At 69.5% G+C, this 26443-nt stretch carries 30 protein-coding genes; 10 read left to right on the plus strand and 20 right to left on the minus strand.

All coding sequences use genetic code 11. The features are described from left to right. Positions 1 to 93: 93 nt before the first annotated feature. The 10 genes from ccoP to BM272_RS08935 all read right to left on the minus strand — a co-directional run bounded on the left by ccoP (position 94) and on the right by BM272_RS08935 (position 8616). Entirely contained in the window at positions 94 to 1023 is a 930-nt protein-coding gene (ccoP, locus tag BM272_RS08890) for a cytochrome-c oxidase, cbb3-type subunit III (RefSeq protein WP_093428436.1), read from the minus strand. Beyond that, positions 1016 to 1219 (minus strand): CcoQ/FixQ family Cbb3-type cytochrome c oxidase assembly chaperone, encoded by a 204-nt coding sequence (locus tag BM272_RS08895; protein WP_093428437.1) that lies wholly within the window; start codon positions 1217 to 1219, stop codon positions 1016 to 1018. Before BM272_RS08895 ends, ccoP begins: the two co-directional genes overlap by 8 nt. Before the next feature lie 27 nt (positions 1220 to 1246). Further along, on the minus strand, positions 1247 to 1981 hold the full coding sequence (gene ccoO, locus BM272_RS08900) for a cytochrome-c oxidase, cbb3-type subunit II (RefSeq protein WP_093428438.1): 735 nt from the start codon (positions 1979 to 1981) through the stop codon (positions 1247 to 1249). A gap of 25 nt (positions 1982 to 2006) precedes the next feature. Then, positions 2007 to 3488 (minus strand): cytochrome-c oxidase, cbb3-type subunit I, encoded by a 1482-nt coding sequence (ccoN, locus tag BM272_RS08905; RefSeq protein ID WP_093428439.1) that lies wholly within the window; start codon positions 3486 to 3488, stop codon positions 2007 to 2009. 171 nt (positions 3489 to 3659) lie between these two features. Beyond that, positions 3660 to 4355, minus strand: coding sequence for a dethiobiotin synthase (bioD, locus tag BM272_RS08910; RefSeq protein WP_093428440.1), 696 nt, complete (start codon positions 4353 to 4355; stop codon positions 3660 to 3662). Next, positions 4352 to 5281, minus strand: coding sequence for a malonyl-ACP O-methyltransferase BioC (bioC, locus tag BM272_RS08915; RefSeq protein WP_093428441.1), 930 nt, complete (start codon positions 5279 to 5281; stop codon positions 4352 to 4354). The genes bioD and bioC overlap by 4 nt, the downstream gene beginning before the upstream one ends. Further along, complete coding sequence (bioH, locus tag BM272_RS08920) at positions 5274 to 6029, minus strand: pimeloyl-ACP methyl ester esterase BioH (protein WP_093428442.1); 756 nt, start codon at positions 6027 to 6029, stop codon at positions 5274 to 5276. The genes bioC and bioH overlap by 8 nt, the downstream gene beginning before the upstream one ends. After that, the gene (gene bioF, locus BM272_RS08925) at positions 6026 to 7195 is read right to left on the minus strand and encodes an 8-amino-7-oxononanoate synthase (RefSeq protein WP_093428443.1); all 1170 of its coding nucleotides are present in this window, start codon (positions 7193 to 7195) and stop codon (positions 6026 to 6028) included. The genes bioH and bioF overlap by 4 nt, the downstream gene beginning before the upstream one ends. Next, positions 7195 to 8196 carry a biotin synthase BioB gene (bioB, locus tag BM272_RS08930; RefSeq protein WP_093428444.1) on the minus strand — a complete coding sequence of 334 codons (1002 nt, stop codon included), beginning with the start codon at positions 8194 to 8196 and terminating at the stop codon, positions 7195 to 7197. The genes bioF and bioB overlap by 1 nt, the downstream gene beginning before the upstream one ends. 12 nt (positions 8197 to 8208) lie before the next feature. Further along, a complete protein-coding gene (locus tag BM272_RS08935; protein ID WP_093428445.1) occupies positions 8209 to 8616 on the minus strand; it encodes a hypothetical protein in 408 nt (135 codons plus the stop codon). Positions 8617 to 8688: 72 nt separating this feature from the next. Between BM272_RS08935 and BM272_RS08940 the strand changes: the two genes are divergently transcribed. After that, positions 8689 to 9393: a ComF family protein gene (locus tag BM272_RS08940; RefSeq protein ID WP_093428446.1), complete on the plus strand. Its 705-nt coding sequence runs from the start codon at positions 8689 to 8691 to the stop codon at positions 9391 to 9393. Here BM272_RS08940 and BM272_RS08945 read toward each other — a convergent pair. Together BM272_RS08945 and BM272_RS08950 are read right to left on the minus strand one after the other, a co-directional pair. Then, the gene (locus BM272_RS08945) at positions 9390 to 10148 is read right to left on the minus strand and encodes a TIGR04219 family outer membrane beta-barrel protein (RefSeq protein WP_093428447.1); all 759 of its coding nucleotides are present in this window, start codon (positions 10146 to 10148) and stop codon (positions 9390 to 9392) included. The genes BM272_RS08940 and BM272_RS08945 overlap by 4 nt on opposite strands. 99 nt (positions 10149 to 10247) lie before the next feature. Then, positions 10248 to 10814 (minus strand): nucleoside deaminase, encoded by a 567-nt coding sequence (locus BM272_RS08950; protein ID WP_093428448.1) that lies wholly within the window; start codon positions 10812 to 10814, stop codon positions 10248 to 10250. 121 nt (positions 10815 to 10935) lie between these two features. Here BM272_RS08950 and BM272_RS08955 point away from each other — a divergent pair, with 121 nt between their 5' ends. Next, positions 10936 to 11853, plus strand: coding sequence for a mechanosensitive ion channel family protein (locus BM272_RS08955; protein ID WP_093428449.1), 918 nt, complete (start codon positions 10936 to 10938; stop codon positions 11851 to 11853). On the opposite strand, the gene BM272_RS13845 is transcribed toward BM272_RS08955, so the two are convergent. Then, positions 11840 to 11986, minus strand: a complete 147-nt coding sequence (locus BM272_RS13845; RefSeq protein ID WP_162841050.1) for a hypothetical protein — start codon at positions 11984 to 11986, stop codon at positions 11840 to 11842. The two genes, BM272_RS08955 and BM272_RS13845, sit on opposite strands and share 14 nt — an antisense overlap. Positions 11987 to 12062: 76 nt before the next feature. Between BM272_RS13845 and BM272_RS08960 the strand changes: the two genes are divergently transcribed. Then, positions 12063 to 13757 carry a potassium/proton antiporter gene (locus BM272_RS08960; protein ID WP_093428450.1) on the plus strand — a complete coding sequence of 565 codons (1695 nt, stop codon included), beginning with the start codon at positions 12063 to 12065 and terminating at the stop codon, positions 13755 to 13757. Here the strand turns inward: BM272_RS08960 and BM272_RS08965 are convergent. Beyond that, positions 13754 to 14878, minus strand: coding sequence for a tRNA-queuosine alpha-mannosyltransferase domain-containing protein (locus tag BM272_RS08965; RefSeq protein ID WP_093428451.1), 1125 nt, complete (start codon positions 14876 to 14878; stop codon positions 13754 to 13756). The genes BM272_RS08960 and BM272_RS08965 overlap by 4 nt on opposite strands. Positions 14879 to 14996: 118 nt before the next feature. Here BM272_RS08965 and BM272_RS08970 point away from each other — a divergent pair, with 118 nt between their 5' ends. Together BM272_RS08970 and BM272_RS08975 are read left to right on the plus strand one after the other, a co-directional pair. After that, positions 14997 to 15224 carry a hypothetical protein gene (locus BM272_RS08970; protein WP_093428452.1) on the plus strand — a complete coding sequence of 76 codons (228 nt, stop codon included), beginning with the start codon at positions 14997 to 14999 and terminating at the stop codon, positions 15222 to 15224. Further along, positions 15221 to 16171, plus strand: a complete 951-nt coding sequence (locus BM272_RS08975) for an L-lactate dehydrogenase (protein WP_093428453.1) — start codon at positions 15221 to 15223, stop codon at positions 16169 to 16171. Before BM272_RS08970 ends, BM272_RS08975 begins: the two co-directional genes overlap by 4 nt. Here BM272_RS08975 and BM272_RS08980 read toward each other — a convergent pair. Then, positions 16161 to 17165, minus strand: a complete 1005-nt coding sequence (locus BM272_RS08980) for a TIGR00341 family protein (RefSeq protein ID WP_093428454.1) — start codon at positions 17163 to 17165, stop codon at positions 16161 to 16163. The two genes, BM272_RS08975 and BM272_RS08980, sit on opposite strands and share 11 nt — an antisense overlap. Before the next feature lie 132 nt (positions 17166 to 17297). On the opposite strand from BM272_RS08980, the gene BM272_RS08985 reads away from it, so the two are divergent. After that, complete coding sequence (locus tag BM272_RS08985; protein WP_093428455.1) at positions 17298 to 18164, plus strand: Wzz/FepE/Etk N-terminal domain-containing protein; 867 nt, start codon at positions 17298 to 17300, stop codon at positions 18162 to 18164. 4 nt (positions 18165 to 18168) lie between these two features. On the opposite strand, the gene BM272_RS08990 is transcribed toward BM272_RS08985, so the two are convergent. Then, positions 18169 to 19140, minus strand: a complete 972-nt coding sequence (locus tag BM272_RS08990; protein ID WP_093428456.1) for a calcium/sodium antiporter — start codon at positions 19138 to 19140, stop codon at positions 18169 to 18171. 130 nt (positions 19141 to 19270) lie between these two features. On the opposite strand from BM272_RS08990, the gene pdxH reads away from it, so the two are divergent. Continuing rightward, positions 19271 to 19858, plus strand: coding sequence for a pyridoxamine 5'-phosphate oxidase (pdxH, locus tag BM272_RS08995; protein ID WP_093428457.1), 588 nt, complete (start codon positions 19271 to 19273; stop codon positions 19856 to 19858). Between the two features lie 42 nt (positions 19859 to 19900). Here the strand turns inward: pdxH and wrbA are convergent, their stop codons facing one another. The 4 genes from wrbA to BM272_RS09015 all read right to left on the minus strand — a co-directional run bounded on the left by wrbA (position 19901) and on the right by BM272_RS09015 (position 23961). Then, entirely contained in the window at positions 19901 to 20503 is a 603-nt protein-coding gene (gene wrbA, locus BM272_RS09000) for an NAD(P)H:quinone oxidoreductase (protein WP_093428458.1), read from the minus strand. A 116-nt stretch (positions 20504 to 20619) separates the two neighbouring features. After that, the gene (locus BM272_RS09005; RefSeq protein WP_093428459.1) at positions 20620 to 20814 is read right to left on the minus strand and encodes a cysteine-rich CWC family protein; all 195 of its coding nucleotides are present in this window, start codon (positions 20812 to 20814) and stop codon (positions 20620 to 20622) included. Positions 20815 to 20863: 49 nt separating this feature from the next. Beyond that, the gene (locus tag BM272_RS09010; RefSeq protein WP_093428460.1) at positions 20864 to 21586 is read right to left on the minus strand and encodes a TSCPD domain-containing protein; all 723 of its coding nucleotides are present in this window, start codon (positions 21584 to 21586) and stop codon (positions 20864 to 20866) included. Between the two features lie 224 nt (positions 21587 to 21810). Then, positions 21811 to 23961, minus strand: coding sequence for an adenosylcobalamin-dependent ribonucleoside-diphosphate reductase (locus BM272_RS09015; protein ID WP_093428621.1), 2151 nt, complete (start codon positions 23959 to 23961; stop codon positions 21811 to 21813). 404 nt (positions 23962 to 24365) lie between these two features. Here BM272_RS09015 and BM272_RS09020 point away from each other — a divergent pair, with 404 nt between their 5' ends. From BM272_RS09020 to BM272_RS09030, 3 genes are all read left to right on the plus strand, one after another. Continuing rightward, positions 24366 to 24806 carry an Hsp20/alpha crystallin family protein gene (locus tag BM272_RS09020; RefSeq protein WP_093428461.1) on the plus strand — a complete coding sequence of 147 codons (441 nt, stop codon included), beginning with the start codon at positions 24366 to 24368 and terminating at the stop codon, positions 24804 to 24806. A gap of 80 nt (positions 24807 to 24886) precedes the next feature. Further along, positions 24887 to 25849 (plus strand): DnaJ C-terminal domain-containing protein, encoded by a 963-nt coding sequence (locus tag BM272_RS09025; RefSeq protein WP_093428462.1) that lies wholly within the window; start codon positions 24887 to 24889, stop codon positions 25847 to 25849. A gap of 12 nt (positions 25850 to 25861) precedes the next feature. Beyond that, positions 25862 to 26362, plus strand: coding sequence for an Hsp20/alpha crystallin family protein (locus tag BM272_RS09030; protein ID WP_093428463.1), 501 nt, complete (start codon positions 25862 to 25864; stop codon positions 26360 to 26362). The last annotated feature ends 81 nt before the right edge of the window (positions 26363 to 26443 follow it).

Below are 26443 nucleotides of genomic sequence, written 5' to 3' on the forward strand. Positions count from 1 at the left end.
CGGGAGGCGCAACCGCTGGTCACGACCTCCCGTGGCTCTTTTTATGGTTGGTCACGAACCCATGTTCGCGACCTTTATCGCGCTTGTCGAGGCCTACTGCCCGCCGCCCAGCTCGTGGACGTAGAGCGTCAGCAACCGGATCTCGTCCTCGGAGAGGCGGTCACCGAACTTCGGCATACGACGCTGGATGCCGTCGTGGATGACCTCCTTCACGGCCGCCATCTTGGCATCGATGCCGTCGGCGCCCGGGACATCCGCAACCGTCCAGATGGAGTCGGTGAGATTGGCGGCACCCACGGACTCACGGCCGGTACCCTCGGTGGTGTGGCAGTAGTAGCAGCCACCGGTGTCGCCGTTGAAGATCGCCTCACCCTGCGAGGCGAGCTGCCGATCCACGTCGTGGCCGGAGAGGCTCAGGGCGTAGGCCGCCACCGAGTTCAACTGCTCCTCGGTGAAGGTCTCCTGAAACGGGGGCATGTAGCCCAGCCGACCCTGGTGGAGCGTCTCGTTGATATCGGCGAAGTCCCCGCCCCAGAGCCAGGCGTCGTCCACCAGGTTGGGATAGGCGCCCATGACGCCACCCCCGCCCTGCTGATGGCAGGCGGCGCAGTTGTCGCCGAACAGGCCCCGGGCGTAGGAGCGGGTGAAGGCCATGAGGTCCGGATCGTTCTGGATGGCCTCGTAGCTGAGATCCGCCACCTGGTCGAGGTACTCCTGCTGACGCACCGCCGCGGGGCTCTCCTTCATCTCCTTGAGGAAGAGGGCCCGGGTGTTCCAGTGGGTCGTCTTCTCCTCACCGGACTCGGTCTCGTAGGTGATGGTGTTCATCAGCCCCTTGGTATAGGTATCCCCCACGGGCCAGGCCGGGTAGAGGATCCAGTAGACCACCGCGAAGATGACCGAGGCGTAGAAGGTCCACAGCCACCAGCGCGGCAGGGGATTGTTGTACTCCTGGAGGTCACCGTCCCAGGCGTGGCCAGTGGTCTCCACCTCACCCTGGTTCTGGTTGTTGTGCTCACTCATCTTTGTTGTCCTCACGCTTCGGGGCATCATCGTGCCCTTCGTTGAGCGGCATGAACCGGTAGGATTCCAGGCGCTCGGTGCGCCGCCGCCCGGTATACACGTAGAGGAGGATGCCTACGTAGGTGGTAAAGAAAAGCACCAGCGCAAACATCTTGCTGTTGTCCAGTTCCGTGAACCAGAGAAAGAAATCCTGCATACGTATCACCGGGTCGGTTGAATCGGGTTACCGATACTCGACGAACTCACCCTCGTCGTACTTGCTGAAGTCGACCATGGTGCCGAGCACCTGCAGGTACGCCACGATGGCATCCATCTCCGTGATGTCGGAGTTGTCGCCGTCGTAGTTGCCCTGCTGGGCCTCGTCCACCAGGTTCTGGTCGGCCTTCGGGATGTGGAGCTTGTCCGCCACATCCTTGCCGAACTTCTCGACGTTGGCCTGGTACTCCTGCTGGGTCTCGGAGTAGGGAACGCCCACGGCCTTCAGGGCCCGCATGCGGTCCTCGATCTGCGAGTAATCCAGCTTGTTCTCCACCAGCCAGGGATAGTCCGGCATGATGGACTCCGGCACCACCGAGCGCGGGGCCTTCAGGTGCTGGACGTGCCACTCATTGGAGTACTTGCCGCCCACGCGGGCCAGGTCGGGGCCCGTGCGCTTGGAGCCCCACTGGAAGGGGTGGTCGTACTTGGACTCCGCGGCCAGGGAGTAGTGGCCGTACCGCAGCTCCTCGTCGCGGAAGGGCCGGATCATCTGGGAGTGGCAGGTATAGCAGCCCTCGCGCAGATACATGTCCCGGCCCCGCAGCTCCAGCGGGGTGTAGGGGCGGACCCCGTCCACATCCTCGACCGTCTCGTCGATGTAGTAGAGCGGGACGATCTCCACCAGGCCCCCGATGCTGATCACGAGCAGCGTCAGGATGATGAGCCAGCCCGCGTTGGTCTCGATTGTTTCGTGTTTCATGACTCTCTCCAGCCCTCGCGGGTTCTTAGTGGGCCGCCGGCGCCGGAATGGAGGCATCGGCGGTAGCGTTCTCGCGCTTGGCCTGGCGGATGGTCATCCAGGCGTTGTAGGCGAGCAGCAGCATACCGGCCACGAAGAACATGCCACCGATGGCGCGGACCGCGTAGGGCATGTGCAGGAACTCCACCGTCTCGATGAAGGTGTAGGCGAGGTTGCCGTACTCATCGAAGGCGCGGAGCAGCAGGCCCTGCCCGATACCGGCCACCCACATGGCGCTGATGTAAAGCACGATGCCGATGGTCGCCAGGAAGAAGTGGGCATAGACCAGCTTCTGGCTGAACAGGCGCGTGCCGTACAGGCGCGGCAGGAGGTGGTAGAAGGAGCCGATGGTGATCATCGCCACCCAGCCCAGGGCACCGGAGTGGACGTGACCCACGGTCCAGTCGGTGTAGTGGGAGAGGGCGTTCACGCTCTTCAGCGACATCAGCGGACCCTCGAAGGTCGACATGCCGTAGAAGGAGAGCGAGGTGATCAAAAAGAGCATGATCGGGTCGGTCCGCAGCTTCTCCCATGCCCCGGACAGGGTCATGATGCCGTTGATCATGCCGCCCCAGGAGGGCATCAGCAGCAGGATGGAGAAGGTCGCCGCCAGGGTGGAGGTCCAGTCCGGCAGGGCGGTCCAGTGGAGGTGGTGCGCACCCACCCACATGTACAGGAAGATCAGCGCCCAGAAGTGGACGATGGACAGCCGGTAGGAGTAGACCGGCCGCTCCGCCTGCTTGGGCACGAAGTAGTACATCATGCCGAGGAAGGCCGCGGTCAGGAAGAAGCCCACCGCGTTGTGGCCGTACCACCACTGGGTCATGGCGTCCTGAACCCCGGCGTGGAGGCTGTAGGACTCCCAGCTGAACAGGGAGACCGGCATCGCCATGTTATTGAAGATGTGCAGCAGCGCGGTGGCCAGGATGAAGGCCATGTAGAACCAGTTGGCCACGTAGATGTGGGGCTGGCTCCGGCGCCGCAGGGTCTGGGTATAGATCCAGAAGTAGACCACCCAGATCACGGCGATGAGGATGTCCACCGGCCAGGTCATCTCCGCGTACTCGCGCGACTGGGTGTAACCCGAGACGTAGTTGAGCGCCGAGATCACGATGGCGACCTGCCACCCCCAGAAGGTGAAGTTGGCCAGGGTATCGCTGTACAGCCGGGTCTGGCAGGTACGCTGCACCACATAGTAGGAGGTGGCGAACAGCGCACTGCCGCCGAAACCGAAGATCACCGCGGAGGTATGCACCGGCCGCAGACGGCCGAAGCTGATCTCGGGGATGCCGAAGTTGAGGAAGGGCCAGGCCAGCTCCGAGGCGATGTACACCCCGGTGGTCATGCCGAGCACACCCCAGATGATGGCCATGATCGTAAATTTGCGGACGATATCGTAGTTGTACTGGTCCGCTGCCGAGACGGCACCCTCCCGGGTGCCCGTGCTGTCAGCGATTGTCTGTGTCATTTGACGCCTCGCTATATCAAACCGAACGGATTCCGGAACGGAGCCCCGGGGCCTGGGCCCCTCAAGGTAATTGTGAATAGTAATCGACCGGCGATCGACGAAGCAAGCGCAGGGGCCGCCGGAGGCACGGTCCAGAGTGACCCATTCCGGCCCGACGGAAATTGATCCGGATCAGGCCAGCACCTCGCGACCAAGGCGGGAGACGGCGCCATGCAGCGATTCCACCACCTCGGCCGGTGTGGCATCCGGCACATGAGTCAACTCGGCCAGCAGGGGCGCGGACAGCCGCTCCGCCAGCGTATCCCGGTTGGCGGCAGCCGCGGTCATGTCGGGCTCGATGTGGTTGGCGACCCACCCGGCCAGGGGCAGGCCGCGGGCGGCGATGGACTCCGCAGTGAGCAGGGCGTGGTTGAGGCAGCCCAGGCGCAGGCCCACCACCATCACCACCGGCAGACCCAGGGCCTCGGCGAGGTCGGCCAGGGTCTCCCCCGGTGCGGTGGGCACCAGCCAGCCGCCGGCGCCCTCCACTACCGCGGTCACGCCCTCGGGTACGGCCGCCTCCAGGCGCCGGGCCAGGGGAGCGGTAGCCAGGTCCACGCCGGCCTCGGCGGCCGCCAGGTGGGGCGCCATGGGCGGCTCCAGGCAGACGGGATTAACCTGCTCGTAAGGGAGTTCCACCGAGGCGGCGGCGCGCAGGGCCTCGGCATCCTCGTTGCGCAGCCCCGCCGGAGTCGCCTCCGCCCCGGCGGCCACGGGCTTGAGACCGCAGACCGCCTCTCCGGTGGCGGCCCAGGCGGCCACCAGGCCGGCGGCCACCCGGGTTTTGCCTACATCGGTGTCGGTGCCGGTGACGAAGATCCCCCTCATGACCGGCGCACCGAACTCCGCAGGGAGTCCAGGCTCACCGTGGTGGCACCATCCTCGGACCGCTGCTGCGCCGGCGTGGTCTCCGGGGCCCAGGCGTGGCCGTGGACCACCTCCCAGGTGGTCGGCAGAACGCCCTCGGCGGTCCGGAAGGGCTCGTAGGCGGCCTCCAGGCCGGCCAGGGTCCGGCGCCCCATGAGGCCCTCCCGGCGACCGCCGGTGACGGTCTGGGCGCCGATGGTCTTGAGATCCCGCATGAGGCCGCGGACGTCCGGATAGGTCAGGGTGAAGTACTCCATGTCCATGACCGGGTCGGCCAGGCCGGCATGGACCAGTTCGTCGCCCAGGTCGTGCATGTCCACGAAGGTGTTCACGTGGGCCTCCCCGTCCACCGTGGCCCAGGCCGCGCGCAGTTCATGCAGGGTATCCGGGCCGAAGGTGGTGAAGAGGAAGAGGCCACCGGGGCGCAGGACCCGGCGTACCTCGGCGAAGGCCGTGGCCGGGTCGCACCACTGCAGGGTGAGGTTGGAGAAGACCAGGTCGAAGCTGGCCGCCGGGAAGGGCAGCGCCTCCAGGTCGGCGGAGGTGAAGTGGCGCCGACCGCGCCAGGGGACCTTCGCCCCCCGCCACCAGCCGCCGACGCGGCGGCGGGCGCGGGCCACCATGGCCGGGGCCAGGTCGGCGGCGATCACCTCGGCTCTTGGATAGCGCTGCACCAGCCGCTCGGCCCCCCGGCCGGTCCCGGTGCCGATATCCAGCACCCGCTCCGGCTGCATGAGTATCAGGTCCAGCCGCTCGTCCATGTGCGCCCCCACCTGGTGCTGGAGGACGGCGGCGGCATCGTAGTCCTCGGCGGCCCGGTCGAAGGCGGCCCGGATCTGCTGCCGGACCCGCTGCCTGTCGCCCCGTTGGTCGTCGAACTCAGCCATCCAGCGCCTCCCGGAAGGCCTCGGGGTGGGAGAGGAAGGGGGCATGGCCGGCCCCCTCCAGGATGGTCGTTCGCCCCTCCGGGGCCAGGTCGGCGGCGGCCTCCAGGGCGGCCGCCGGGACCAGGTTGTCCCGCTGGCCGCCGATGAAGTGGACCGGGACCGCCAGCCCCGCCAGCTCGGAGCGGAGATCGCTACCGGCCAGCCACTCCAGCCCCCGGGCCAGGGCGTCATGGTCGGGCTCGCCGTGCTCGAAGACCCGCTCGCGCAGGCGGCGGACATCCTCCCGGGCCGTGGCCGAACCGCGGGCCTGGAGGGCGAGGAAGCGCAGCAGGGTGCCGCGATAGTCCCGGGCCAGGTCAGCGGCGAAGTCGTGGAGGACGCCGGGCGGCGTGGCGTGGGGCCAGTCGGCCCCGGTGACGAAGCGGGGCGTGGCCGCCACCAGCTTCAGGGCGGCCACCCGCTCCGGGAAGTCCAGCGCCAGCCGCAGGGCGACCAGGCCGCCCAGGGACCAGCCCACCAGCGTCGTCCGCTCCGGCAGCACCTCCGCCACCTCGGCGGCGGCCCCGGCCAGGGTCGAGGGAACCGGACCGCGGCTGGCGCCGTGGCCCGGGAGATCCACGATGGTCACCCGGCGGTCCCCGGCCAGCGCGTCGGCGGTCTCGGTCCAGACGCCGCCATGCAGCCCCCAGCCGTGGATCAGGGCCCAGTCGGGGCCACTACCCCGCACCGTGGTCGCCAGGTCGCTCATGCCGGAACCTCCGCCGGCCGGGTCGCGGCCAGGGCCGCCACCAGCTCGTCGATCTCGGCCTCGGTGTGGTCGGCGGTGAGGCTCACCCGCAGCCGCGCCGTCCCCGGCGGGACCGTGGGCGGGCGCACGGCCGCCACCCGGAAGCCGCGCTTGCCCAGGGCATCGGCCCAGGCGGAGGCGGTCTCCGCCTCCCCCGCCGGCAGGGGCTGGATGGGGGTGGGCGACTCCATGAGCGCCAGCCCGGCCTCGGCCGCCCCGGCCCGGAAACGCCGGATGAGGGCGTCCAGGTGGGCCCGGCGGCGCTCGCCCTCCTCGCCCTGGATGAGGGCGAGGCTGGCCCGGGTGGCCTCGGCCACGGCGGGCGGGAGGGCCGTGGTATAGATGAAGGTCCGCGCGGTATTCACCATCGCCTCGATGAGGGCCTCGTCGCCGGCGACGAAGGCGCCGAAGGTGCCGAAGGCCTTGCCCAGGGTCCCCACCAGCACCGGCACCTCGGCGGTCCCCAGCCCGGCGGCGGCGACGCTGCCCCGTCCGCCGGGGCCCACCACGCCCAGGCCGTGGGCATCGTCCACCATGAGCCAGCTCTTCCCCGCCGCCTCCGCCAGCTCGGTCAGGGGGGCAAGGTCGCCGTCCATGCTGAAAACGCCGTCGGTGGCCACCAGGGCGGTATCGTCGCCCCGGCGGCGTGCCAGGTCGGCGGGGTCGGCGTGGGCGTAGCGGCGCAGGCGCGCCCCAGCCAGCCGGGCGCCGTCGATGAGGGAGGCGTGGTTGAGCCGATCCTCCCAGACGGTATCCCGACGGCCGGCCAGCGCCTCGATGACCCCGAGGTTGGCCATGTAGCCGGTGGAGAAGACCAGGGCCCGCTCGCGGCCGACGAACGCGGCCAGCTCCGCCTCCAGGGCCTGGTGGGGCCCGGCGTGCCCCCCCAGCAGGTGGGCGGCCCCGGCCCCGGCGCCCCAGCTCCGCGCCCCCCCCGCCAGGGCGGCGGCGGGCTCCGGATGGGCCGCCAGCCCCAGGTAGTCGTTGCTGGCGAAGTTGCGGTACTCGACGCCGTCCAGGACCACCCGGGCCCCGGGGGCCGATTCCAGCAGGGGGCGACGCCGGTAGAGGCCCTCGGCCTCCCGCCGGGCCAGCAACGGACCCAGACGCTGTGCGGCGTCGGCCATCACGCCCCGGCGGCGGCCGCGGCCTCCACCGCGGCCCAGTCGCCCCCCTCGGGCCGCAGGCCCAGGCGCTCGAACAGCGCCCGGTCGCGCTCCACGTCGGCGTTGCCGGTGGTCAGGAGCTTCTCGCCGTAGAAGATGGAGTTGGCCCCGGCGGAGATGCACAGCGCCTGGAGGGCGTCGTCCATGTCCTCGCGCCCGGCAGAGAGCCGGACGTGGGAGGCCGGCATGGCGATGCGGGCGGCGGCGATGGTGCGCACGAACTCGATGGGGTCGAGCTCCTCGATGCCGTGGAGCGGCGTCCCCTCCACCTGGATGAGCAGGTTGATGGGCACGCTCTCCGGGTGGGGATCCAGGGTGGCGAGCTGCTGGAGCAGGCCGGCGCGCTCGTTGCGACTCTCGCCCATGCCGAGGATCCCGCCGGCGCAGACCTTCATCCCCGCCTCGCGAACCCGGCTCAGGGTATCCAGCCGCTCCTGGTAGGTGCGGGTGGTCACCACGGTGCCGTAGAACTCCGGCGAGGTATCCAGGTTGTGGTTGTAGTAGTCCAGGCCCGCCTCGCGCAGCCGGGTGGTCTGCTCGTCGCTGAGCATGCCGGCGGTGAGGCAGGTCTCCATGCCGAGGTCGCGGACCCGGCGGACCATCTCGGCCACGGTATCCAGGTCCTTGTCCCGGGGGCTGCGCCAGGCCGCGCCCATGCAGAAGCGGCTGGCCCCGGCATCCCGCGCCTGGCGCGCGGCATCCTCCACCTCCTCGATCTGCATCAGGCGATCGCGCTCCAGCCCGGTATCGTAGCGCGCCGACTGCGGACAGTAGGCGCAGTCCTCGGGGCAGGCGCCGGTCTTGATGGAGAGCAGGGTGGAGAGCTGCACCTCGGCGGGGTCGAAGTGGGCCCGGTGGGCGGCCTGCGCCCGGTACATGAGCTCCGGGAAGGGCAGCTCCACGAGCTCGCGGATCTCGGCGCGGCTCCAGTCGTGGCGCGGGGCCGTGGGAATCTCGATCATGCTCCTCGTTCCTTATTTCTTGTCATGTTCGGCGGGAATGGGCGTGTCGTGCCATTCCTCGCGCTGGATCTGCACCAGCTGGTAGATGGACCAGGGGATGATGATCACCGCGCAGAAGATCCAGAGGACCACCCACGGCATCAGCCCCCGGGAGAAGAAGGTGGCCACGACCACCACCAGGCCGACGGCGCCGTAGAGCGGTGTGGCCCCGGTCTGGGTGTAGTGGCCCACCCGCGGGTTGGGATTGTGGCGGTTCATGGCGTAGACCAGCATGGAGGCTCCCAGCCAGAAGATCCCCAGCGGCAGCGGCACGAGCATCGCCGCGATGTTGCCGTAGTGGAAGATCTTGGCGGCGAAGCGGGCACTCGCGGCGGTCACCACGCGCGGGCCTTTGCCCTCCGCGTTCTCGGTCTCGGTCATGGGAGCTCCTGGGTCGGTTAGGGGGACCATGCTAATCTGGCCCGGGACGCTGTCAACCGGCAGGGAGGCCGGATGGTTGACGAGAACCGACGGGAACGGACGCCCCGGGACCGCCCCCTGGGGCCGCGCTGCCGCCTCTGCCGTGGGCCGGCGGACGGCCCCCTCTGTCCCGGCTGTCGGGGCGACCTCCCCCGGATCCCCGACCCCTGCCCCGAGTGCGGCGAGCCCGGGCACGGCCCGGAGCCCTGCCCGGCCTGCCGTCGGCAACCACCCGCCACCCCCCTCCTCGCGGCCTGCCGGTACGCCTGGCCGGTGGACCGGCTGATCCACGCCATGAAGTTCCACGGCGATCTGGTGGCTGCCCGGGGACTGGGCGAGGTGCTCGCGGAGGCGGTTGCCGGGGAGTCCGTGGATGCCCTGGTCCCGGTCCCCCTGCACCGGCGGCGGCTGGCCGAGCGGGGATTCAACCAGGCCCTGGAAATGGCCCGCCCGGTGGCCCGGACCACGGATGCGCGCCTCTGGCCGCACCACGCCGTCCGGCAGCGGGCCACAGCGGCCCAGTCGGGGCTGGATGCCCGCGCCCGACAGACCAACATTCAAGGCGCCTTCCGGATCCGCCGGCCGGTGGCCGGGGCCCGTATCGCCATCGTGGACGACGTGGTCACCACCGGCGGCACCACCCGGGAGCTGGCCCGGGCCCTGCTGGAGGCCGGGGCCGCGGCGGTGACGGTCTGGGCCGTCGCCCACGCCGATCCCCCGGCAGAGGACGGGGACTAGAAGATGTAGTGGACCCCGGCGTAGGTGCCGCTGAAGTCGGTATCCACGGTGACGTCACCCACATCCTCCAGGTCCAGGGACTGGGAGCGGACGCCGACCCGGACACCCAGCCCGAAGGCCGAGGTCCAGGAGACGTCGGCAGCGGTATCGGTTAAGCTGTTGTCCCCCGCCGAGATCCGGGCGGTACGGGCGTTCACCGCCAGGCCGGTGCCGGGGATGTGGACGCCGGCGGCCAGGTAGCCCAGCGGGATCCAGCCGTCCAGGTCCTCGTTCAGGGTCTCACTACCTCCGCCACCGGGCGCATCACCGGACAGGTAGAGGTTGCCGGAGACTCGCTTGACGTCCAGACCGAAGTCCAGCTCGAAGAGATTGTCCAGGGGCGACCAGTAGAGGATGAAGTCGGTCTGGTCCAGCTCCAGATCGGTCTGCACGTCGGTGGCATCAACGTCGAACCCGCCGAAGGTTGCCACCGGCACTTCACCATTGCTCCCGCTGGAAGCAATGCTGGTCCGCTCGATGCGGACGTTGGGAATGAGGGGGACCGGGTGCTCGGCGTAGACCCAGCCCTGGAACTCCCCGGAGTCATCGAGCTTGAGGTCGTCCTGAAGATCGACATCGCCGCCGTTGTAGGCGGTGGAGCCGTCGGGCTCGGCATTCCAGTAGTCGACGCCCACCCCGACCCCGAAGCCGAGGAGGTCGGCGCTGGCGGTGGCGGGGGCAACGGCCAGGGCCGCGGCGATGGCGAGCTTGCGCATGGTTCTTCCCTCCCTGTCGATTAGGGGCGGAAGCTACCACGAAGATCGGGGCAGGGCCATGAAGTAGCTCACACCCCACCCCTCCGCCGCCCCGGCGATTCAGTAGATCGGACCACCGGCCGCCGCGTAGTCGCTGAGGACCCGCGCCGCCTCCGCCCGTCGAACGTCGCGCCGGACCTCGATGCCGCGCCGGCCCAGGGACTCGAGGCCGGCCGCCGGCTTGTCCCCCTCATCGAAACCGGCGGCGGCGATATCGGCCTCCCGGGCACCGGCCACCACCCGGCTCACCCCCGACCAGGGGATGGCCCCGAGGCACATGGCGCAGGGCTCGCCGGCGGTCACCAGGGTCAGGGGGGCGCCGGGGGCCGTGGCCAGGTCGTGGGTCCCCGATTGCCGCTGGGCAATGGCCAGGGCGATCATCTCGGCGTGGGCCCAGGACTGGCCACTGGCCAGGACCCGGTTCATCCCCGGCGCCACCAGATTCCCGGCGGCATCCACCACCACGGCGCCGAAGGGCCCCCCTTCGCCCCGTTCCATGACCCCTCGCGCCAGGGCGATGGCGAGACCCATGGCGGCGGCATCATCCAGCGGCCCGGGATGGGCCCGGACGACCTCGTCCACCCAGGATGGTAGTTCGATCCGGATTGCCGGCCACTCGGTAGTCATGTTCTTTCTCGACGGTTGCCGCGGTTGTGATTACGCTTTGGCGATATCCTGCCTCGAGGCAGTATGGCCATTAACCCCGCTTCCGGCGAACGCGAAGACGTGCCCCAAGGAGCCCGGAACCATGGACCCCAAGACCCTCCTCTCCAGCATCCCGTGGCAGACCCTGATCACGACGGGCCTGCGGGTAGTGCTCATCCTCGTCGTCGCCTGGGTGGCCATGCGCCTGGTCCGGGCCGCCCTCGCCCGCATGGAGCGCCGCCTGGTGGAGCGCGCCGCCGGCGACCAGGAGAGCGGCCCCGAGGCCGCCAAGCGCGCTGAGACGCTCACCCGCCTGCTACGCCAGGGGGCCGGCATCGCCATCGGGGTGATAGTGGCCATGGTGATACTCCGCGAGCTGGGGGTGGATATCGCGCCGCTGCTCGCCGGCGCCGGCGTCCTCGGACTGGCGGTGGGATTCGGCGCGCAGAACCTGGTGCGCGACGTCATCACCGGCTTCTTCTTCATCCTCGAGAACCAGATCCGGGTGGGCGATGTGGCCATCATCAACGGCACCGCCGGCGTGGTGGAGCGGCTGAACTTCCGCACCGTGGTCCTGCGCGACCTGGCGGGGACGGTCCACGTGCTCCCCAACGGCGCCATCACCTCGGTCTCCAACATGACCAAGGACTGGTCCGCCTATGTCATGGATATCGGCGTCTCCTACAACTCGGAGCCGGACCAGGTCATCGGCATCATGCAGCGGGTAGGGGATGAACTCCGGGCCGACGACTACTTCGGCCCGCTCATCTCGCAGCCGGTGGAGATCTTCGGCGTCAATGAGTTCGCCGACTCCGCCATCGTCATCAAGGGGCGTATTATCACCCGCCCCGGCCACCAGTGGGAGTGCGGCCGGGAGTACCTCAAGCGGCTCAAGACCGCCTTCGGCGAGGCCGGCGTGGAGATCCCCTACCCCCATCGCTCCATCGAGGTCAGCGATGCCCAGGGGCCGCTCACCGAGCGACTGCTGGAGGCCGAAAGGGCCGGCACTAGCGGCGCATGAGCTGGAGCGCCCCGGCCACCACCGCCAGCACGCCCATGATGAGGTCGTCGTGAAGGAATCGCAGGTGGGCCAGGTCGATGAGGCCGGTGAGGATGAGCCAGGCGGCCAGGGCAACGTTGGCGAGGTACGGCATGGGTTTCCTCCAGAGGGATGGTCGAGGGGCCTCATCGTGACCCCCGACCGTTCCGGCGACAAGACGGGCTAGGCCCATGGACTTCACCCAGCAGCTCCTGCTCCTGGGCAGCGCCCTGGTCCTGCTCAGCATCGTGGCCAGCCCCCTCTCCCACCGGCTCGGCCTGCCCATCCTCGCGGTCTTCCTCGCCCTGGGCATGGTCGCCGGCAGCGACGGCCTGGGGATCGAATACCACGACCCGCTCTCGGCCTTCCTCATCGGCAACCTGGCGCTGGCCATCATCCTCTTCGACGGCGGCCTGCGCACGGATACCGCAACCTTCCGCGTGGGCCTGCGACCGGCCCTCTCCCTGGCCACGGTAGGGGTGGTGATCACCGCCGGCATTACCGGCGCCGCCGCCGCCTGGATCCTGGAGCTGGATCCCGTCTCCGGCCTGCTACTGGGGGCCATCGTCGGCTCCACCGACGCCGCGGCCGTCTTCGGGCTGCTGGGCGCCCGGGGCCTGACCCTCAAGCAGCGGGTGGGAGCCACCCTGGAGATCGAGTCCGGGCTCAATGACCCCATGGCGGTCTTCCTCACCCTCCTCTTCCTGGAGTGGGCGCGTACCGGCAGCGACCCCGGCGGGCTGGGCGTCGCGCTGCAGCTGGTCTGGCAGATGGGAGCGGGGGCGGCCCTGGGGCTCGGCGGTGGCTGGCTCCTGGCGCGGCTCATCAACGCCCTGGACCTTACCGAGGGGCTCTACCCCCTGGCGGCGCTGGCCGGCGGCATCGGCCTCTTCGCCAGTGCCAACAGCCTCGGCGGCAGCGGCTTCCTGGCCGTCTACCTGGCCGGGCTGGTCGTCGGCGACCGGCCGCTGCAGGCCGGCCACCACATCCGCCGCTTCAACGACGGCCTGGCCTGGCTGGCCCAGATCGGGATGTTCCTCATCCTCGGCCTGCTGGTGAACCCCTCCGAGATCTGGGCCGTGGCCCCTCAGGGGCTGGCCGTGGCAGCGGTTCTCATGCTGCTTGCCCGGCCGGTGGCGGTCTTCCTGGGCCTCGCCCCCTTCGGCCTGGACTGGCGGGAGCAGCTCTTCCTGAGCTGGGTGGGACTGCGCGGCGCCGTGCCCATCGTCCTGGCCCTCTTCCCGCTACTGGCCGGACTGCCGGATGCGTCGACCTACTTCAATATCGCCTTCTTCGTGGTCCTGGTCTCGCTCCTGGTCCAGGGGGCCACCATCGCCCCGGTGGCACGCCGGCTGGGGCTGGACATGCCGCCGCAACCGCAGGTGATGCAGCGCTTCGAACTGGATATCCCGGCGCAGTACGACTACGAGTTCATCGGCTACCGCCTGGAGCCGGACAGCCCCGCCGCCGGTCGCGATCCCCAGGCCATCGGCCTGCCCGACCACGCGCGGGTGGTGGCCGCCCTGCGCGAGGGCCGCCCGCTGGAGCCCGATGACGACTGCCTCTGCCCGGGGGACTACATCTACGTCCTCGCCACGCCGCCGGACCTCCCCCTGCTGGACCGCCTCTTCGGCCCGGCGCGCCCGGAGGAGGCCGCCTTCTTCGGCGAGTTCCTCTTGAACGGCGACGCCCGGCTCCTGGATGTCGCCGCCATCTACGGCCTGGAGATCACGGTGGACGACCCCGGCGAGACCCTCCACGACCGCCTGAGCCACTACTTCAAGGGCCGCCAGGTGGTGGGTGACAGCCTGGCCATCGCCGGTGTGCGCCTGACCATCCGCGAGATGGAGGGGCCGACCATTACCCGGGTAGGGCTGAAGTTCTAGGCCACGCCAAGCGCCTCCGCCCAGGCCGGCCGCTGCTCGGGCCACGCGAGCCAGGCGAGATCGGGGGCCGGGGACAGTTCGCCCCGGCCGTGGGCGGCGGCCAGCGCCTCGAGCCGATCGGCCAGGGCCGTGGCCTCGGCCTCCGGGTTGTCGAGGTCGTCGGGATAGCGCCACTCGGCAGGGATGAAGTCGCGATAGGCGAGCCGGTCCGGGACCACCGGCCGGCAGCCGGCGGCCACTGCCTCCTGCACCGCCAGCCCCTGGAAGTCGTGGAGGGCGGTGGAGACGACGACATGGGAGGCCTGCAGCAGGGCGCGGAAGGCGTCGTCGCCGGCCACCGGCCCCACCTCGCCCACTCGCTCCCCCAGCCGCTCGGCCAGGGCGGCCACGTCCACCGGCGAGCCCCGGAACTGCTGCCCCAGGAGGTGGACCCGGAAGTCGACGCCGCGCGCGACCAATTGCTCCAGGGCGGCGACGAAGCGCTCCGGCGCCTTGTCGTGCTCCCAGCGGTGGGGCCAGACCAGGGTCAACGGGCCCTCGGCGGGGGCGGTATCCGGCCGGAACCAGGCCACGTCCAGGGGCACCGACAGGACCGAACCCAGGGCACCCAGCTCCGCATCCAGCGCGCCGGGCACGGCATCGGGCATCCGCGCCAGCAGGGCCCGCGCCCCGGCACGGAAGGTGTCGCGATTGAAGGCGGAGTTGAAGCGCACCACCTCCGCGGCCAGGGCGGTGTAGAGATTCACCACCCGGTGCTCGTTGCTCGGGTGGGCGTGGGGACTCTCGGGGTAGGCGAACTGGTTCTCGTGGAAGTAGGCCAGCGCCGGCGTCGCCGCCAGGGCCGGAACCAGGCCGCGCAGGCCGGCGAGATCGACCATGGAGGTGGCGATCACGAGGTCATACCCGGCCTCCAGGGTCGCGCGCTGCTCGAAGGCCCAGGTCAGGCTGTTGCCGCGGATGCGCCAGCGGAAGTGGCGCGGCGGGAGGGTCAGCACGGTCCACGCCGCCTCCGGGAAGGCGGCCACCAGCCCCTCCCGCCAGCGGCGATGGCTGACGGCGTCGTAGGCCGACAGCAGGAGGATCCGGCGACCTTCGCCCCCGCCGTTATCCGCATGTCCCATGGCGGCTCCCCCTACCGAAAAGTGGCCACTCACATCGGACCATGGTACTACGGGCTTGAAAAGCGCCGACAGGGGACGGAAGCTGGGACGGTACGATGAGCCAGCCGACGGAGGCACCGTGGACAACACCCAGCGCATGAATCTCCACATCGACGAGGATATCGACCTGGAACGGCGTCAGGAGATCGTCGCCCTGCTGGAGTGGGAGCCGGGCGTCTCCCAGGCCTGGTTCGAACACGATGACCCGCACCACCTCGTCGTGGTCTGCGACCCCGCCTACTTCAGTGCCGCTACCCTGGTGGACTTCGTCGACCGCCACGGCGTCCACGCCCGGGTGGCCGCATGAGCGGACGGGTCGCCATCGTCGGCACCGGCAATGTCGGCGTGGCGGCCGCCTACGCCCTCTTCCAGCAGCGCGTGGCGCGGGAGCTGCTGCTGGTGGACCGCGACCGGGAACGCGCCGAGGGCGAGGCCATGGACCTGGCCCACGGCCAGGCCCTGGTGGGCTCCTGCCCGGTGCGCGCCGCCGACTGGGCCGACCTGGCCGGCTGCGACGTGGTGGTCCTGGCCGCCGGCGTGGGGCAGCAACCGGGGGAGGACCGCCTGAGCCTGCTGCAGCGCAACGCCGAGGTCCTCGCCGGGATCGCCGCCGAGCTGGACCATCACGCCCCGGAGGCGGTGGTCATCGTCGCCAGCAATCCGGTGGACCTGCTCACCCGCATCCTCCAGCGCCTCTCCCGGCGCCCCGCCGAGCGCATCCTGGGCACCGGGACCATGCTGGACACCTCCCGCTTCCGGGCGCTGCTGGGCTACCACTACGGCATCAACCCGCGCTCGGTCCACGCCTACATCCTGGGCGAGCACGGCGATTCCGAGGTGCCCCTGTGGAGCGACGCCACCATCGGCGGCCAGAACCTGCGCGGGGCGACCATCAATGGCCGCCCCTGGGACCCGGAGGCGCTCCACGGCCTGTTTACCGAGGTCCGCGACGCCGCCTACGCGATCATCCAGCGCAAGGGCTACACCAACACCGCCATCGGCCTGGTCATCGCCTACCTGACCCGGGTCATCCTCGATGACCAGAAGAGCGTGGTCCCGGTGAGCGCGGCGGTGGACGGGGAGTTCGGCCTGTCCGACCTCTGCCTCTCCCTGCCCCGCGTGGTGGGGGCCGGCGGTGTGGAGGGCTCCGTCCTCCCCGAGCCGGACGAGGACGAGCGCGCCGCCCTCACCGCCAGCGGCGAGACCCTGGCCGGCCACCTGGCAGGGCTCGATCTCGACGGCCTCAGGGCGTAAGGCCCAGTCCCGGGAGGTCGGGCAGCGGCAGCTCCGAGTGGAGGGGGATGGCCAGCAGGAGGAAGAGCAGGGTCACCACCCAGAAGGTGACGGCCAGTTGCACCGACTGGCGGGCCTTGCGCTTCTCCAGCCAGGTGCGCGGCCGCACGCCCTTGATGAGGAAGACCACCTTGGCGGCCAGATTGATGCTGACCACGTTCACCGCCAGCAGCAGGCCGGCGCTGGCTGCGACATCCAGCCGCCCGGTTCCCAGGAACATCCCCATGGCCATGACCGGCGGCATCAGCGCCACCGCCACCATCACGCCTACCAGGGCCGAGGGCAGCCCCGTGGTCAGGGAGACCACCGCCGCCGCCCCCGAGGCTAGGGCGATGATGACGCTGTCGTAGCCCACCACGGTACGGGAGATGAGCTCCGCGCTGCCGTACTCCATGGGCACCACCACCCCGATGGCGACGGCCAGGACGAAGGCCGAGGCCATCCCCGCCATCCCCGTCCCCAACGCCTGGCGGATAAGGTCCCGGTCGCCCAGGGCGGTGCCCAGGGCGAAGGCGAGGTGCGGGCCCAGTAGCGGCGCGATGACCATGGCGCCGACCACGATGGCGACGCTGTCGGCCAGCAGCCCGGCCGCCGCCACCAGCCCGGAGAGCAGGACCAGCGCCAGGTGATCGCCGGTAAGCCGCGCACCGCGGGCGATCTGGTTGTAGAGCTCCTCCCGGGAGGTCCCGCCGCTACCGGCCTGCTCCCCCTCCGGCCGCGGCAGCACCGCCTCCACCGGCAGGATCAGGATCCGGCCCTCGGGGGCATCCCCCACCACCGCCTGCAACCGGTCCAGGAGCTCCTGGTGCTCCCCCGCCGGGACCACCATGCGCACGCTGCGCCGTTCCTGCTCGTCCACCGCCCCGCACCAGACGTCCAGGGCGCCGTTCTCCCGCCCCAGCCGCTCCAGCGTCTCGGTATAGCTCGCCGGTGCCACCACCTCGATGATCCGCATCCCTTTCCCCCGGTCTTTATTACACGATAGACGGGCCACGCCGACGCCGATAACACCAGTTTGTATCCGAGTCCGCGGACGGGCTAGTATCGAACGATTGTTACATCCGTATTAACCGTTTCGAGGACTCGCATGGCCACCCAACAACCACCGCACGATACCCCCTATGCCGATGACGAGATCAGCCTTATCGACCTCTGGCGAGTCCTCGCCCGCCGTCGGTTCTGGATCCTGGCGACGTTCGTGCTCGTGATGGTACTGGCCGGCGCCTGGCTCGCCCTTAAAACACCGGTTTATGAGGCCAGTGCCAGCATTGAGATTGGCACTGTCGCGGCCCACCCTGATAAAACGAAAGAAGTCTACGTCCTCGACTCACCCCAAAAAGAAGATTCACCCAAGCCCCGAAGTTCCTTAGAACTTCTGGAAGATCCTGCCGCCGTTACAAATCGCCTCAATTCTTCCCTACAGTCAGGGACCGCGGAGGTCCAGTCAGGACGGATCATCCAGCTAACGACCCGTTCCGAAGACCCCGAGCAGGCAACCCGGCAACTGCGCGGCGTCCTGGAGGAATTGCGGAACCGCCACGCCGGGTATCTCGAGACCTTCCGCTCAAATATCCGCGAGCGTGCCGAAGAGGTAAATCAGCGGATTGGCTTCATCGAGGACCAGCAGGCTCAGTTCGAGGCCAAGCTGGGAGAGCTGGATGCCAACACCTCAGCGGCCATAGGTGCCCTGCTCACACTGGAGCAACGCCTGTTTAACAGGCTCCCCCAGCTGGAAGAACAGCGCAGAGAGCTGCTGAATCAACTATCGGAGCGCCTGACCCAGCCGACGCGGATCATCGCCGAACCAACAGCGACGTCGAACCCGGTGGAGCCGAAGAACCGCCTGGTCCTGGCGCTGGCGGCGGTCCTGGGTCTGATGCTCGGGGTCTTCGTGGCCTTCTTCCGGGAGTTCCTGACCCGGGTAGCGGAGGCCGGGGAGGAGGAAACGGAATAACCCCCTACGGCCAGACCGCCATGGCGGCCACCCAGGCCAGCCAGGCGGCCAGGAGGGCCGCCCCCTCACGCCGGCCCAGCCGGTGGCCGGTGTAGAGGAAGAGGACCAGGGCCGCGGCGGCGGCGAGCATCACCCACTGGTCCACGGCCAGCAGCCGAGGGGCCGCCTGGAGGGGGGCGACCAGCGCCGCCGCGCCCAGCACCCCCAGGGCGTTGAAGAGGTTGCTGCCGAGGATGTTGCCCACGGCCACGTCGCCACTGCCGCGCAGGGCGGCCGTGAGGGAGACGGCCAGCTCCGGCAGGGAGGTCCCCACCGCCACCACGGTGAGGCCGATGACCGCCGGCGGGATCCCGGCCGCTTCCGCCAGGCCGCTCGCCCCTTCCACCAGCAGCCGCGCCCCGGCCACCAGCAGCGCCAGCCCCGCGACCACCAGGACCACGCCGGTGGCCATCCGCCTGGCCGGGGTGACCGCCGCCGCCTCCGCGGCGTGGAGGGCCCCCTCCGGCGTGGCGGCCCGGGACTCGCTCCGCCACGCCACGACCAGGTAGCCCGCCAGGGCGGCCAGGAGGAGGCCGCCCTCCCAGGGCATTAGGCCGCCACCGAGGAGGGCCAGCAGCAGCCCGGTGGCGCCGAGCATGGCCCAGCCGTCCCGGCGCAGGGCCAGGGGCGTCACGGTGAGCGGGGTGATCACGGCGCAGAGCCCGAGGATGAGCAGGATGTTGCCGGCGTTGGAGCCCACCACGTTGGCCAGGGCGAGGTCGTCGGCGCCGCGCGCGGCAGCGTCCAGGGAGACGGCGAGCTCCGGGGTGGAGGTGCCGAAGCCGACGATGACCAGCCCCGCGAGCAGGGGCGAGAGGCCCAGCCGTCGGCCCACCGCCAGGGCACCGCGGACCAGGAGCTCGCCGCCGCCGGCGAGGAGGGTGAGACCAACGGCCAGCGCCGCCAGCAGCAGGAAGGGATGGGTCTCCGCGGACATGGGCACGCCCCCTTGATGGCCACCGGCCCCCATTGAGCCCCGGGCGGCGCCCCCTGTCCAGAGGAGCGGTTCCAGAGGGGCGGGACCCCGGCCCTCTGCGCTAGAATGAAGAGCCGTTCCAGGAGGACCCATGACCCAGCCCTTCGATGAGCCCTTCGACCACTTCCGCGCCTGGCTGGCCGAGGCCGAGGCCTCGGAGCCGAACAATCCCACCGCCATGAGCCTGGCCACGGCCGATGCCCAAGGTCGGCCCTCCTGCCGGATGGTGCTGCTCAAGGGGGTCGAGGGCGGCGGCTTCGTCTTCTACACCAACACCGAGAGCCACAAGGGCCGGGACCTGGCCGCCAACCCCCGCGCGGCGCTCTGCTTCCACTGGAAGTCCCTGGATCGCCAGGTCCGGGTGGAGGGGACGGTGGAACCGGTAACCGCGACGGAGGCGGACGCCTACTTCGCCAGCCGTGCCCGGGGCAGCCGCATCGGCGCCTGGGCGTCCCAGCAGTCGCGCCCCCTGGCCGACCGCCGCACCCTCAAGCGGGCGGTGGCCCACTACGGCTTCCGCTTCGGCGTGGGCGAGATCCCGCGCCCCCCGCACTGGTCCGGCTACCGGGTTCTGCCGGAGCGTATCGAGTTCTGGACCGACCGCGCCTTCCGCCTCCACGACCGCTTCCTCTACACCCGGGAGGGGGAGGGCTGGGCCGTGGAGCGGCTCTACCCGTAGATTCGCGACCCCGGATTCCGGGCCCGAACGCCGAACGGGCCTTCAGTCGGCGAGCTTCGCCGCCACCCGGGCAACGTGGGCGCCCTGGAAGCGGGCGATGGTCAGCTCGTTCGCCGAGGGCTGGCGGCTGCCGTCCCCATCCGAGAGGGTGGTGGCGCCGTAGGGGGTGCCGCCGCTGATCTCGGCCATGTTGAGCAGCTCCTGGCAGGCGTAGGGGACGCCCACCACGACCATGCCCTGGTGGAAGAGGGTGGTGTGGAAGGAGGTGATGGTCGTCTCCTGGCCGCCGTGCTGGGTGGCGGTGGAGGCGAAGACGCTGCCCACCTTGCCCACCAGGCGGCCGTTGAACCAGTGGCCCCCGGTCTGGTCCAGGAAGTTGCGCATCTGTCCGCACATGTTGCCGAAGCGGGTGGGGGTGCCGAAGAGGATGGCGTCGTACTCCGGGAGTTCCTCCACGGTGGCCACCGGGGCGGGCTGGTCGAGCTTGGCCCCGGCCTGGCGGGCCACCTCCTCCGGCATGGTCTCGGGGACGCGCTTGACCGTCACCTCGGCCCCCTCGACCTCGCGGGCACCCTCGGCCACGGCGTTGGCCATGGTCTCCACGTGGCCGTGCATGCTGTAGTAGAGCACCAGTACTCGCGCCATTGCTGCCTCCTTCTCGTGCGTTCCGGTAGAACCCGAAGGCTAGCACGCACGGACGGCCCCACCAGGGGTCGTGCACGGCATGGACCGTTGCGGAACACGCAACGATAACCGGCCGATCAGGCCTCGGCGGTCTCGCTGACCAGCTCCTTCAGGCAATCCGCGCAGAGGCAGTCGCCGTACTCCGTCTGCAGCTCATCGGCAACCTCCTCGGGGATGGTGACTACCTGGCACTGGCAGCGCTCGATGTTGCCCACCCGGCACTCGAAGGCGGTGCCGCAGCGGGGGCAGTTCTTGGGCTCGTGGGCGGGCATGGCTCCCTCCTCGGTCGTCTCCGTTCCGCCGGTGTTCAGCGACGCGGCCTCAGCCGCATTTGCTCTCGCCGCAGGCCAGGCAGGTCATGCAGCCGTCCATGAGGACCATGGCCTTGGTATGGCACTTGTTGCACAGCTCGGCGCCGGGGGGATAGTCGCCCTCTTCCTCCTCGGCGGCCTCCTGACCGGAGCCCTGGCGCTGCTCGTACTCGGCGCGCTTGGCCTCCACCAGCGCCTTCTGGTGCTCGTCCAGCCCCGCCTCCTGGATCATGCCGATCTTGCGCAGGTGCTGATCGATGACCTCCCCGATCTCCGCCACCAGGGAGGGCATGTACTTGCCGCCCTTCTTGAAGTAGCCGCCGCGCGGGTCGAAGACCGAGTGGAGCTCCTCCACCAGGAAGGTGACGTCGCCGCCCTTGCGGAAGACGGCGGAGATGATCCGCGTGAGCGCCACGATCCACTGGAAGTGGTCCATGTTCTTGGAGTTGACGAAGATCTCGAAGGGCCGCCGGTGCTCGTGGCGGGTCCCCTCGTTGAGCACGATATCGTTGATGGTCAGGTAGATGGCGTGCTCGGACAGCGGCGTGGCGATCTTGTAGGTAGAGCCCTCCAGCCGCTCGGGGCGCTCCAGGCGCTCGTGCATCTGGATGACGTTCTCCGCCTCGTAGCCGCCGGCCTCCGGTTCGGCCACCGCCGCCGGCGCCTCGGCCTCCTCCTTCTCGGGGCTGGCGATGCCGTAGTCGACGATGGGCTCCTCGATCTTGATGCTCATGTTCTTCTCCCGCTGTTCGTTGTCTTCAGCCGTGGGGTCCTCGGGACCGGACCGCGCCGCAGGCGTGGCTCCGGGGGCTCCTTCCCGGGAACCTCGGCGGCAGGGATGCCGCCGTGGAGGCTCCAGGGATGGATTCACGCCGTTTCCCGGGAAGGAACCCCCGGAGGCGCGCCCCCTCTAGCTCCGACTGCCTCCCCGGAGCCTACCGAGTCACTCTCCCCTTATCAGAACCGCCCGTAGTAGCCCTCCTTGAGGGCGTCGTAGAGGTTGGCGGCGGTGTGCATCTCGCCGTCGTACTCGATCTCGTCGTTGCCCCGGGCCTCGATCACGGTCCCGTCGGCCAGGGTGAAGCGATAGGTGGTGTTCTCCAGGTCCTTGTCGGTGACCAGCACTCCCTGGAAGGCCTCGGGGTTGAACCGGAAGGTGGTGCAGCCCTTGAGGTCGTGGCTGTAGGCGTAGTGGTAGATGTCCTTGAAGTCCTCGTAGGGGTACTCCGTGGGGACGTTGGCCGTCTTGGAGATGGAGGAGTCCACCCACCGCTGCGCCGCGGCCTGCACGTCCACGTGCTCCTTGGGCGTGATGTCCTCGGCGGTGATGAAGTAGTCCGGCAGCCGCTCCTCCTCCACCTCGGAGTAGGGCATGGCGCGCGGGTTCACCAGCTCGCGGTAGGCCAGCAGCTCGAAGGAGTAGACCGGCACCTTCTCCTTGGTCTTGCGCCCCTCCCGGATGATGTTCCGGTTGTAGTGGTGGGCGAAGGAGGGCTCGATGCCGTTACTGGCGTTGTTGGCCAGGGACAGCGAGATGGTCCCGGTAGGCGCGATGGAGCTGTGGTGGGTGAAACGGCTGCCCTCCTCGGCCAGGGTATCCACCAGCTCCGGCTCGGCCTCGGCCACGCGCTGCATGTAGCGGCTGTAGCGGGCGTGCAGGACCCGGCCGGGCACGCGATCGCCCACCTGGTAGCCGTCGCGCTTCATCTCCGGGCGCTTGCGCAGCATCTCGCCGGTGATCTCGTACTCCTGCTCCATGACCGGAGCCGGCCCCTTCTCCCGCGCCAGCTCCAGGCCGGTGCGCCAGCCGGCCAGGGCGAGCTGCTTCGAGGCCTCCTCGGTGAAGGCCAGGGAGTCGGGGTCGCCGTACTTCATCTGCAGCATGGTCACGGTGGAGCCGACCCCCAGGAAGCCCATGCCGTGGCGGCGCTTGCCGAAGATCTCGGCGCGCTGCTGCTCCAGCGGCAGGCCGTTGATCTCCACCACGTTGTCCAGCATGCGGGTGAAGATGGAGACCACCTCCCGGTACTCCTCCCAGTCGAAATACGCGCGCTCGGTAAAGGGCTCGCGGACGAACTTGGTGAGGTTCACCGAGCCCAGCAGGCAGGAACCGTAGGGGGGCAACGGCTGCTCGCCGCACGGGTTGGTGGCCCGGATCTCCTCGCAGAACCAGTTGTTGTTCATCTCGTTGACCTTGTCGATGAGGATGAATCCCGGCTCGGCGTAGTCGTAGGTGGAGGTCATGATCATGTCCCACAGGCGGCGCGCCTTGAGGGTCCGGTAGACCCGGCAGGCCACGAGCCCCTCGTCGTCGACGATGTAGCCGTCCTTCTGGGGCCAGTCGCGCCAGATCACCTGCTCCGGATCGTGGAGGTCCAGGCCGTCCACCTCGGCCTCCGCCTCGGTGACCGGGAAGGCCAGGTTCCACCAGTCGTTGTTCTGCACCGCCTCCATGAACTCCCGGGTGATGAGCAGGGAGAGATTGAACTGGCGCAGGCGGCCGTCCTCGCGCTTGGCGCGGATGAAGTCCATGACATCGGGGTGGCCGATGTCGAAGGTCCCCATCTGGGCGCCGCGCCGCCCCCCGGCGGAGCTCACCGTGAAGCACATGCGGTCGTAGATATCCATGAAGGAGAGCGGCCCGGAGGTGTAGGCGCCGGCGCCCGCCACGAAGGCCCCTCGGGGGCGCAGGGTGGAGAACTCGTAGCCGATGCCGCAGCCCGCCTTCAGGGTCAGCCCCGCCTCGTGGACCTTCTCCAGGATGTCGTCCATGGAGTCGCGGATGGTCCCGGAGACGGTGCAGTTGATGGTGGAAGTGGAGGGCTTGTAGGCCCAGGCGCCGGCGTTGGAGGTGATGCGGCCGGCGGGGATGGCCCCGCGGCGCAGCGCCCAGAGGAACTGCTCGTACCAGTGCTCCTGCTTGTCCGTCTCCTCCACCTCGGCCAGGGCCCGCGCCACCCGCTTCCAGGTGTCGTCCACGGCCTCGTCCAGCACCTGGCCGTCCTTGGTCTTGAGGCGGTACTTCTTGTCCCAGATATCCTCGGAGGCCGGCTGGATCGGGATCTCCCGGACGTCCGCGGGGGTGGACTGGGGGCGCGGTCGGCTCATGGTGCTCTCCTTGACGAAACGGGCCACATCCGCTCCTCTCGGCAGGAGGAGCCGGCACAAGATATTGGGTCGAGATGTCGGCATTAAACCGATGAGGTGGGCCGGGTGTCAATGCCGTCGTCGAGGCGTGGGCAATCTCCCACCACCATCATTAGATATTCCTTATTACTCCAATATATCAGATAGTTACACACAATCCGGGCACGCCTTCTGTCCGCAAGCCACTGTCTGTGCTGGCTTTTATGAGTTGACCGCGGGCGCCATTCACGGCCGTTCACCGGACTCCGGAAAGGTACAAGATGTTGGGTTTGTTGTTGCGGTCAAACCCGGACGCTTGAAAGGGGCTGGCGGCGCCCCTATTCAGGGGGTGTAGGCAACAAAGACCGAATCTGGAGGTAAATGTCATGAACATGGTTCGTTATCGCCCCTGGAACAGCCTGGAGCAGATGCGTCAGGAGATGGACCGACTCTTCGAGGACATGAACGAGCGGGAGGAGAGCGGCGGCCTGGTCGCCTCGGACTGGGTCCCCGCCGTGGACATCCGCGACGAGGCCAACCAGTGGCTCATCCACGCCGATATCCCTGGGGTGAAGCCCGAGGATATCGAGGTGGGCATGGAGAACGGCGTGCTCACCATCAAGGGTGAACGCAAGGAGGAGAAGACCGAGGGCGAAGGCGAGTACAAGCGCACCGAGCGCATCCGCGGCTCCTTCTTCCGCCGCTTCACCCTGCCGGATACCGCCGACGCGGAGAACATCCGGGCGCGCTGCGACAATGGCGTCCTGGAGGTGAACATCCCCAAGCAGGCGAAGAGCCAGCCGCGCCGGATCACCGTCGAGAGCTGATCGCCGGCCTTCCGGCGACCTCCCCGGGCGGGCCCGGCAAGACGGGGTCCGCCCTTTTTGTCCATCGATGACGGTGTGCCATGGAATACAAGGACTATTACGAGATCCTGGGCGTCTCGCGAGACGCCACCCAGGACGACATCAAGAAGGCCTACCGCAAGCTGGCGCGGAAGTACCACCCCGACGTCAGTGAGGCCGCGGATGCCGAGGAGCGCTTCAAGGAGGTGGGCGAGGCCTACGAGGTCCTCTCCGATGCCGAGAAGCGCGCCGCCTACGACCAGCTCGGCAGTAACTGGCAGCAGGGCCAGGACTTCCGGCCGCCGCCGGACTGGGATACCGGCTTCGAGTTCCGGGGCGGTGGCTTCGCCGGCGAGGGCTTCTCGGACTTCTTCGAGTTCGTCTTCGGCGGTGGCAGCCCCTTCGGCCCCGATATGGCCGGAGGGGGCCGGGGTCGCGGCGGTGGCGGCGGGTTCCGCAGCCAGGGCGAGGACCACCACGCCAAGGTCGCCATCGACCTGGAAGACAGCTACCAGGGGGGCACCCGCACCATCACCCTGCAGGTCCCCGAGTACGACCAGCAGGGCCGACTGGTGCGCCGCCAGCGCCAGATCGACGTGCGCATCCCCAAGGGGATCACCAGCGGGCAGCGGATCCGGCTCTCCGGTCAGGGGGCACCGGGCATGGGCGGCGGCCCGGCCGGGGACCTCTACCTGGAGGTGGAGTTCCGGCCCCACCGCCTGTTCCAGGTGGACGGCCACGACCTGACTCTGGAGCTGCCCATCACCCCCTGGGAGGCGGCCCTCGGGTCGAAGGTCTCGGTGCCGACGCTGGGCGGCTCGGTGGAGCTGAAGATCCCCGAGGGGGCCCGCAGCGGCCAGCGCCTGCGGCTCAAGGGGCGCGGACTGCCGGGGAATCCTGCGGGCAACCAGTACGTGCGGCTGCGGGTCGATGTCCCCCCCGCCCGGACCGAGGAGCAGCGCCGGCTCTACGAGCAGATGCGCGAGGGGTTCGACTTCGACCCGCGCGCCGATCTCAACCGTTAAGGAGGTACCAGCATGGATACAACAGCCATTCGCCAGCGCATGCATCGCGCCATGGACTCCCTCGCCGAGGGCTGGAGCCATCTGGCCCAGCGGGCGGGCCAGGCCCTCACCCGTTTCCATCCCGTCCGCCACCGTACGGAGGGGGTGGATACCCCCCGGGAACGCCACGAACGGGCCGGGGCCACCTGGGGGCTCCTGGCGGCCGAGGTGAGCGACCACGCCGACGAGGTAGTGGTGGAGCTGGAGGCCCCGGGCATGGACCCCGAGGACTTCGACCTCCACGTGGCGGACGACACCCTGGTCGTCCGCGGCGAGAAACGGGTGGAGGAAGAGCGCGACGAGGGGCGCTTCCACATCATGGAGCGCGCCTTCGGGACCTTCGAACGGGCCATCCCGCTGCCGGCCCCGGTGGACGAGGCCGCGGCGAAGGCGCGCTATCGCAAGGGCGTGCTCCGGGTAAGCCTGCCCAAGAGCGCCCAGGCCCGGCAGCGCCGGATCGCCGTGGAGTCGTGACGGGCCGGCATCGTGACGAACAGGGGCCTCGAAGGGGGAGGTCGCTAATACTTGACTAATACACTCGGGATTACTAGATTA

Origin of the sequence: Thiohalospira halophila DSM 15071, from assembly GCF_900112605.1 — a bacterium.
Taxonomy (GTDB): Bacteria; Pseudomonadota; Gammaproteobacteria; order Thiohalospirales; family Thiohalospiraceae; genus Thiohalospira; species Thiohalospira halophila.